General features: G+C 69.7%; 7 protein-coding genes and 1 pseudogene. 1 reads left to right on the top strand and 7 read right to left on the bottom strand.

Annotated elements, in window-relative coordinates; all coding sequences use genetic code 11:
• Positions 1–59: 59 nt before the first annotated feature.
• From DPV74_RS36645 to DPV74_RS36625, 5 genes and pseudogenes are all read right to left on the bottom strand, one after another.
• Complete coding sequence (locus tag DPV74_RS36645) at positions 60–578, bottom strand: DUF1993 family protein (RefSeq protein WP_027788130.1); 519 nt, start codon at positions 576–578, stop codon at positions 60–62.
• Positions 579–724: 146 nt separating this feature from the next.
• Positions 725–971 (bottom strand): annotated as a pseudogene (locus tag DPV74_RS36640) (riboflavin synthase); the annotation flags it as partial.
• Positions 972–1,011: 40 nt separating this feature from the next.
• A complete protein-coding gene (ribD, locus tag DPV74_RS36635; protein ID WP_119338962.1) occupies positions 1,012–2,133 on the bottom strand; it encodes a bifunctional diaminohydroxyphosphoribosylaminopyrimidine deaminase/5-amino-6-(5-phosphoribosylamino)uracil reductase RibD in 1,122 nt (373 codons plus the stop codon).
• A gap of 15 nt (positions 2,134–2,148) precedes the next feature.
• Positions 2,149–3,432, bottom strand: a complete 1,284-nt coding sequence (gene hemL / locus DPV74_RS36630; RefSeq protein ID WP_014897811.1) for a glutamate-1-semialdehyde 2,1-aminomutase — start codon at positions 3,430–3,432, stop codon at positions 2,149–2,151.
• A 191-nt stretch (positions 3,433–3,623) separates the two neighbouring features.
• Entirely contained in the window at positions 3,624–4,076 is a 453-nt protein-coding gene (locus DPV74_RS36625; protein ID WP_048024193.1) for a hypothetical protein, read from the bottom strand.
• Positions 4,077–4,331: 255 nt separating this feature from the next.
• On the opposite strand from DPV74_RS36625, the gene DPV74_RS36620 reads away from it, so the two are divergent.
• The gene (locus tag DPV74_RS36620; RefSeq protein WP_027788127.1) at positions 4,332–5,549 is read left to right on the top strand and encodes a Bcr/CflA family multidrug efflux MFS transporter; all 1,218 of its coding nucleotides are present in this window, start codon (positions 4,332–4,334) and stop codon (positions 5,547–5,549) included.
• Between the two features lie 99 nt (positions 5,550–5,648).
• On the opposite strand, the gene DPV74_RS36615 is transcribed toward DPV74_RS36620, so the two are convergent.
• Both DPV74_RS36615 and DPV74_RS36610 read right to left on the bottom strand, forming a co-directional pair.
• Positions 5,649–7,577: a bifunctional transcriptional regulator/glucokinase gene (locus DPV74_RS36615; RefSeq protein ID WP_060206511.1), complete on the bottom strand. Its 1,929-nt coding sequence runs from the start codon at positions 7,575–7,577 to the stop codon at positions 5,649–5,651.
• Positions 7,555–8,065 (bottom strand): 6-phosphogluconolactonase (locus DPV74_RS36610; protein WP_119338961.1); only part of this gene is annotated, 511 nt, incomplete at its 5' end. The genes DPV74_RS36615 and DPV74_RS36610, both read right to left, overlap by 23 nt.

Below are 8,065 nucleotides of genomic sequence, written 5' to 3'. Positions count from 1 at the left end.
GGGCCCGCCGCAGGTTGCCTGCACGCGCGGTGGTGGGCCGGGCCTTGCCCGACCGCGCGTCAGGCGTGCTGGTCGCGCCCGCCCAGGTAGTCGAGCTTGCCGAGCTCGACGCCGCTGTGACGCAGGATGTCGTACGCGGTCGTCACGTGGAAGAAGAAATTGGGCAGCACGAAGTTCAGCAGGTACGACTGGCCGGTGAACTCGATCGGGCCGACACGCATCTTCAGCACGATCTGGCGCGTCTCGCTGCCGTCGATCTGCGCCGCGTCGAAGCTTTTCAGGTAGTCGATCGTCTTCTGGATGCGTGCGTGCAGTTCGTCGAAGGTCTGCTCGACGTCCGGATAGCTCGGGATCTCGGCGCCGGCGAGGCGCGCGGCGCAGCCCTTGGCCGTGTCGGTCGCAATATAGACCTGGCGGACGAGCGGCAGCATGTCCGGGTACAGGCGGGCGCCGACGAACACCGACGGATCGATCTGCTTTTCGGCCGCATGCGCCTGCGCCTTGCCGAGAATGTGCTGAAGATTGGTCAGGCCGCGGATCAGCACGGGCAGTGAAGCCTGGTACATCGAGATGGACATGGGGGCGACTCCTTGAGGAAGAGGGCGGCCGCTACGCGGCGCGTCGTGCATTGCGGTATCGAGACCGCTGTCGACGCATCTTAGCGCGACCGCATGACCCGTGCGCGTCGTTGGCCGTTCGGCCGATGGAGCCGGCGGGCGGGCCGGTGCGCGCGCAGCGCCTTCTCGAGGTTCACTTCGCCGGGTTGGGCGAGGCCGACCGTACGGTTCAGGCTTTCGCGCGACACGTCGACGTCTAACGCGGTGTCGCTCCTGTCGATCACCGTCATGCACGCGCCCTGGATCGCAATGCTGTCGCCCGGCGCGACATCGGCGAGGTCGAGGCCGCCGGCCGGCACGGTCAGGCGCACGCCGGCGTCGGCGCGACGCGCCGAGCGGCCGGATCGATTCGATACGACCGCGACAATTCCGGTGAACATCGCGACGATCCCGTTCAGTGCGCGGCGTCCGTCGGCGTGAAGCGCGCGAGGATCCGCAGATCGTCGCCGACCCGCTCGATCCCGTGGAACGACAGCCGCGTGCGTGCATCGAGGCTCGCCGGCGCGGCAAGGTCGAACATGCCGGCCGCATCGGCGCCCAGCAGGCTCGGTGCGAGATAGACGAGCAACTCGTCGACGCACTGTTCGCGCAGCAGCGAGCCGTTCAGCTTGTGGCCGGCCTCGACGTGCAGCTCGTTGACGCCGCGTGCGCCGAGCGCCGCCAGCATCGCGGGCAGGTCGACCTTGCCGTGCGCATTCGCGAGCGGCACGATTTCCGCGCCGCGCGCCTTCAGCACCTTCGCCCGCACTTCGCCGGCGGCGTCGAGCCGGCCGCAGAAGATCAGCAGCGGAGCGCCTTCGAGCAGCCGCGCGTCGAGCGGCAGGTCGAGGCGGCTGTCGACCAGGATGCGCTGCGGCTGGCGCGGCGTGTCGATCCCGCGCACGGTCAGCAGCGGGTTGTCCTCGCGCACGGTGCCGATGCCGGTCAGGATCGCGCAGGCGCGCGCGCGCCACGCGTGCCCGTCGAGGCGCGCGGCCTCGCCGGTGATCCACTGGCTTTCGCCGGACGGCAGCGCGGTGCGGCCGTCGAGCGACGCGGCGGTCTTCATCCGCACCCACGGGCGGCCGCGTGTCATCCGCGACACGAAGCCGATGTTCAGTTCGCCGGCTTCATGCGCGAGCAGCCCGCAGCGTACGTCGATGCCGGCGTCGCGCAGCATCCCGAGGCCGCGCCCCGATACCTGCGGGTTCGGGTCTTCCATCGCGGCGACGACCTTCGCGACGCGCGCGTCGATCAGCGCGTTCGCGCACGGCGGCGTGCGGCCGAAATGGCTGCACGGTTCGAGCGTGACGTAGACGGTCGAGCCAGCGACGTCGTAGCCGTGCGCGCGCGCGTCCTTCAGCGCCTGGACCTCCGCGTGATCCTGGCCGGCCGGCTGCGTGAAACCTTCGCCGATCACGTCGCCGTCCTTGACGATCACGCAGCCGACACGCGGGTTCGGTGCCGTCGTATACATGCCGCGCGCGGCGAGCGCGAGCGCACGCTGCATGTGGGCGAAATCGATATCCGAGAACATGCGCGCGGCCCCGGGTCAGGCAGCGAGTGCCGCGAAGGCGCGGCGCGCGGCCGCGAGCGTCGCGTCGATCACCGCGTCGTCGTGCGTGCTCGACACGAAGCCGGCCTCGTACGCGGACGGCGCGAAATACACGCCTTCGTCGAGCATCAGGTGGAAGAAGCGGTTGAAGCGCTCGGTGTCGCTCTTCGTGACTTCGGCGAAGCTGGTCGGCACGCGTTCGGCGAAGTAGAGGCCGAACATCGCGCCGATCGAGTCGGCCGCGAACGGCACGCCGGCCGCACGCGCTTCGGCCGCGAGGCCGTCGGCGAGACGCTTCGTCTGCGCGGTGAGCGCGTCGTAGAAGCCCGGCGCCTGGATCAGCTGCAGCGTCTTCAGCCCCGCGGCGACCGCGATCGGGTTGCCCGACAGCGTGCCGGCCTGGTAGACGCCGCCGAGCGGCGCGAGGTGGGCCATGATGTCGCGGCGGCCGCCGAACGCGGCAGCCGGCATCCCGCCGCCGATCACCTTGCCGAGGCAGGTGAGGTCGGCCGTGATCCCGTAGTACGCCTGCGCGCCACCGAGCGCGACGCGGAACCCGCACATCACCTCGTCGAAGATCAGCACGGCGCCGTGCTTCGTGCACAGTGCGCGCAGCGCGTTGAGGAATTCCGGCGTGCCGCGCACGAGGTTCATGTTGCCCGCGACCGGCTCGACGATCACGGCGGCGATCTCGTCGCCGAACGCGCCGAACGCTTCCTCGAGCGCGGCGACGTTGTTGTATTCGAGGACGGTCGTGTGCTTCGCGATGTCGGCGGGCACGCCGGCCGACGTCGGGTTGCCGAACGTCAGCAGGCCCGAGCCGGCCTTCACGAGCAGGCTGTCCGCGTGGCCGTGGTAGCAGCCCTCGAACTTGACGATCCGGCTGCGGCCCGTGAAGCCGCGCGCGAGGCGCAGCGCGCTCATCGTGGCCTCGGTGCCGCTCGACACCATCCGCACCTGCTCGATCGACGGCACGAGCTTGCAGATTTCCTCGGCGATCTCGATCTCGGCTTCGGTCGGCGCGCCGAACGAGAAGCCGTCGGCGAGCACGTTCTGCACGGCCGACAGCACTTCAGGATGGACGTGGCCGACGATCATCGGGCCCCACGAGCCGATGTAGTCGATGTACTGCTTGCCGTCGGCATCCCAGAAATACGGGCCTTGCGCGCGCGCGACAAAGCGCGGCGTGCCGCCGACCGAACGGAATGCGCGCACCGGCGAGTTGACGCCGCCGGGAATGGTCTTCTGGGCGCGTTCGAAGAGGATCTGATTGTTGGACATGAGCGAAACCTGCGAGAGAAGGGCGCGGGGGCCTGTGCACGGGCCGCGGCGCCTGGGCGGAACGATCGTCCGATTGTACCGGAGACGCGCGCGGCGGGCCCGCGGCGCGGTCCGCGGCCTTTCGGCGCGTGCGGGGTTGCGCGGGCCGGGGCCGGAAAGGAGGGGCAGATGCGGTGCGGCGGCCGCTTCGGTTATCGCGGCGGTTTGCGCTTGCCGGTCAGCTCGGCCCAGCGTTTCTCGAGCGGGCCTTCGACCATCGGCTTGATCACGGTGCCGGAGCTTTGCGCATCCCAGGTCTGCACGGAATACGGATGCACGCGCAGCGCATCGCGCGGGATCACGACGTCCTGGTGCGCATCGACCAGCCAGTCGTATACGAAGTCGATGCACAGCCGGTAGCCGCGCTTCGTCGCCGGATCGGGTACCTCGTACGGCGCGCGCGTCACGTAGCCGGAGCCGAACACGCCCTTGGGTTCCTTCGCGACACGGTGCAGGAACACGCGGTCGCCCGGCAGGATGCCGCGCGCGAAGCCGCAGCCCCACACGTCATGCACGGCCTCGCCGGCCTTCACGCGCGCGGCGACGTCGGGCAGTTCGGGCCACGGCCATTTCTTGGGGCTCCAGATCAACAGGAAAGCGGTCATCGGTTCGGTCGTGTGTCGAATTGAATGGATCAGACAATTGGCAGCGAGGCGCTGCAAGCTTAATCGAATCCCTGCTCGCGATCCCGCGCGGCGGGCGCCGTGCCGGTGTTTTTTCCGCCGGTCGCGCGTCGGGCCGGCGGCACGAAAAAAAGTTGCGCGTACAATCATGGGCCCGAGCGCGCCGTTCGCGGCGCGGCCTCCCGTCGTCACCACCACGCGCGCCCCGATGCGCGCGGCGCTCCATTCCGGATACCCATGTCTCACGTCGTCCGGCGCCGGCCCGATGCCCGGCTGATCCTGTTGCTCGGTGCGCTCGCCGCCTGCGGGCCGATCGCTACCGACATGTACCTGCCGAGCCTGCCGTCGATCGCCGACGGCTTCTCCGTCAGCCCCGGCGCCGCGCAGCGCACGCTGACGAGCTTCATGGCCGGCTTCTCGATCGGCATGCTGCTGTACGGCCCGCTGTCCGACACGTGGGGCCGCCGTCCCGTGCTGCTCGGCGGCATCGCGCTATTTACGCTCGCGAGCATCGGCTGCTTCGTGTCGAACTCGATCGACATGCTGATCCTCGTGCGCTTCCTGCAGGCGCTCGGCGCCGGCGCGGCGTCGGTGCTGTCGCGTGCGATCGCGCGCGATGCGCACGAGCCGACCGACGCGGCGAAGGTGCTGTCGATGGTCGCGATCGTCACCGCGGTCGGGCCGCTGCTCGCGCCGCTGATCGGCGGGCAGATCCTGCGTTTCTCGGGCTGGCGCGGCGTGTTCGTCGTGCTGGCCGTGTTCGGCGCGGTGTGCGCGGCGACCGCGTACCTGCGCGTGCCCGAGACCTGGCCGAAGGAGCGGCGCAAGAGCGCGGCCGTGCTCGCGTCGTTCGCGTCGTACGGGCGCATCCTGTCCGACCCCGTCGCATGGGGGCACATGCTGTGCGGCGGGATGGCGTTCGCGTCGATGTTCTCGTACATCACTGCGACACCGTTCGTCTACATCGAGTATTTCCACGTGTCGCCGCAGCACTACGGGCTGCTGTTCGGCCTGAACGTGGTCGGCATCATGATCGGCAACTTCACGAACACGCGGCTGGTCGGCCGCGTCGGTTCGCTGCGCATCATCGCGGCCGCGTCGCTGGTGAGCTGCATCGCGTCGCTCGCGGTCGCGCTCGTCGCGCTGACGGGGTGGGGCGGGCTGTGGTCGATCGTCGTGTGCCTGTTCTTCGTCGTCGGCGTGGTCGGGATCCTGTCCGCGAACTGCACGACCGACCTCATGCATCGTTATCCGCACAATGCGGGCGCGTCGGCGGCCGTGTTCGGCGCGATGCAGCTGGCGCTCGGCGCGATCGCGAGCGTGGCGATCGGCGCGCTCGCGGACGGCACGCCGTTCGCGATGGGGGTGACGATCGGTGTTACGGGCGTGCTGTGTTTCGCCGGGCGCTGTCTCGTGCTGCGCTGGCACGGGCGGCCGGTGAAAGCGGGGGCGTGATCCTCCAGCCGGGCGGCACCATGAAAAACGCCACCGCGCGCGATGCGCCGGTGGCGTTTTTCGTTGGGGGGCAGGAAGCGGCTTGCGCCGCGCCGTGCGTCAATCCCGCGCGACGTCCTTCGCCGCCGGCGACGCGCCGTGGCTCAGCCAGTCGAGCACGTCGGCCGTTTCGTCATCGCTCGCGCGTGCCTTCGCCTGGGCGACGGCCTCGGGCAGTTCGCCGTTCGTCGACGCCCGGCGGATCGCGACGCCGACCGCGAGGATGTCGATCATCAGCAGATGCAGGATCCGCGAGATCATCGACAGCTGCGATTCGCGCATCTCGATGTGGTCGGTCTCGAGCGCGACGGTCGCGCGCTTCGCGAGCGGCGTGTTGCTCGACGTGATCGCGATCACCTTCGCGCCGGCCTGCATCGCGACGTCGAGCACGCGCAGCAGCTCGGGCGCGCGTCCCGACTTCGACACCGCGACGATCACGTCGCCCTTGCCGAGCAGCGCGGCCGATGCGGCCTGCATGTACAGGTCGCCGTACGCGATCGTCGGGATCCCGAAGCGGAAGAACTTGTAGTGCGCGTCCTGCGCGACGATGTTCGAGTTGCCGAGCCCGTAGAACTCGATGCGCCGCGCGCCGTTCAGGATCTCGATCGCGTTCTCGACGTGCTCGAAGTTCAGGTGCTCGCGCAGCTGCAGGATCGCCGACACCGTGTTGTCGAGCACCTTCGCGCCGAAGTCGGTGGCCGTGTCGCCGAGATGCACCTGGCTGTGGCTCATCGGGATCGTGCCGGTGAGGCCGGTGGCGAGCTTCAGCTTGAAGTCCGACAACCCCTGGCAGCCGAGCGAGCGGCAGAAGCGGATCACCGTCGGCTGGCTCACGTCGGCCTTGCGCGCGATGTCGACGATCGGGTCGTTGATGATCGAGCGCGGATGGTTCAGCGCGAGATCGGCGACGCGGCGCTCGGCCGGCGTCAGCGCGTCGCGCATCTGGCGGATCCGTTCGAACACGGCCGACGACGCACCGCCCGAGCGGTTCGACAGCTGCTCCGCGAGGATCGCGGATACGCCGAGGAACGCCGGGTATTCGGCGGTGATCAGGTAGGTCGGGATGTTCTCGAGATAGTGCGTGAAGCGGCCCTTCGCCTCGAAGCGCGCGCGGAACGACGAGCGCGTGAACAGCTCGCCCAGCTTCAGCGCGACGCCGCCGCCGATGTACACGCCGCCGAGTGCGCCGAGCGTCAGCGCGACGCTGCCCGCGAACGCGCCGAGAATCCCGCAGAAACATTCAACCGTCTCGAGCGCGAGCGCGTCGCCCGCATGCGCGCGCTCGACGATCTCGACCGTGTCGACGGTCGCGGCGACGCGCTTCTTGTCGCGCGCGGCGAGCGCGCGATAGATGATCTCCATGCCGGGGCCCGCACACACGCGTTCGAACGACACGTGCGGAAACTTCTTGCGCGCGTACTGCAGCACCAGATCCTCGCGCTCGTCCTGCGGCGCGAACGACGCGTGGCCGCCCTCGCTGCCGAGCGCGATCCAGCGGTCGTCGGCCGGAATCAGCCCTGACACGCCGAGCCCGGTGCCGGGCCCGAGCAACCCGATCACGCTGTTCTGGCGGCGCGCGCCGCCGCCGATCTGCACGCGCTGCGCGTCGGTCAGGCCCGGCAGCGCCATGGCCAGCGCGGTGAAATCGTTGACGACGAGCAGCGTGTCGAAGCCGAGCGCGCGGCGCGTCGCCTCGATCGAGAAGCTCCAGTCGTGGTTGGTCATCGTGACCTGGTCGCCGTCGACCGGATTGGCGATCGCGATCGCCGCGTGGTTCACGCGGGTGATCTTCACGTCCTTCAGGTATTTGCGGATCGCGTCGGTGAGCGTCGGATAGTCGGCGCCGGGGTACACGCGGATCTGCGTGATGTCGCCCGGCCCGGTTTCCAGCGCGAAACGCGCGTTGGTGCCGCCGACGTCCGCGAGCAGGCGCGGGCCGTCGGCATGCTGGCCCGCGACAACGGCCTTACTTTGCGCACCAGTAGACATCGAGCTGGGTCCCCTTGTCGTTGGCCAGTTGGGAAATCGCGTTCTTCTGCAGCGATGCGGTCGCGGCGTCGAGCACCGCGCGCTTGCGTTCGCCCGCGATCAGCAGGAACAGCCGGTCGACGCGCTTGAGCGCATCGAGCGAGAAGCTCACGCGCGCATGCGGCGCGGCGCCGGGATGCACGGCGACGAACCGCTCGGGCGTCGTGATCGCGTGATCCCATTCGGGCGCATCGGCGAAGATCGACGCGGTATGGCCGTCCTCGCCCATGCCGAGCACCGCGACGGTCGGCACGCGGTAGTCGGCGTTCGCGTTCAGCGCGGCGACGTGCGCGTCGAGCGCGCTGCGCGTGTCGACGAGCGGCAGGAAGCGGGCAGGGGCCGCCGCGTGCTGCAGCAGCGTGTCGCGCACCAGGCGCGCGTTGCTGGCCGCGTCGTCCTCCGGCACCCAGCGGTCGTCGACCAGCGTCACGTCGACGCCGGCCCAGTCG

It is taken from the genome of Burkholderia sp. HAN2018 (assembly GCF_024704855.1).
In the GTDB taxonomy this organism is placed as follows: Bacteria; Pseudomonadota; Gammaproteobacteria; order Burkholderiales; family Burkholderiaceae; genus Burkholderia; species Burkholderia cepacia.
This window is presented reverse-complemented; position numbering and strand designations above follow the sequence as displayed.

What these genes read in the sequence shown, in the direction of transcription:
- hemL (WP_014897811.1), bottom strand. Translation starts at nt 3,432, where the DNA reads ATGTCCAACAATCAGATCCTCTTCGAACGCGCCCAGAAGACCATTCCC.
- DPV74_RS36625 (WP_048024193.1), bottom strand. Translation starts at nt 4,076, where the DNA reads ATGACCGCTTTCCTGTTGATCTGGAGCCCCAAGAAATGGCCGTGGCCC.
- DPV74_RS36645 (WP_027788130.1), bottom strand. Translation starts at nt 578, where the DNA reads ATGTCCATCTCGATGTACCAGGCTTCACTGCCCGTGCTGATCCGCGGC.
- ribD (WP_119338962.1), bottom strand. Translation starts at nt 2,133, where the DNA reads ATGTTCTCGGATATCGATTTCGCCCACATGCAGCGTGCGCTCGCGCTC.
- DPV74_RS36615 (WP_060206511.1), bottom strand. Translation starts at nt 7,577, where the DNA reads ATGTCTACTGGTGCGCAAAGTAAGGCCGTTGTCGCGGGCCAGCATGCC.
- DPV74_RS36620 (WP_027788127.1), top strand. Translation starts at nt 4,332, where the DNA reads ATGTCTCACGTCGTCCGGCGCCGGCCCGATGCCCGGCTGATCCTGTTG.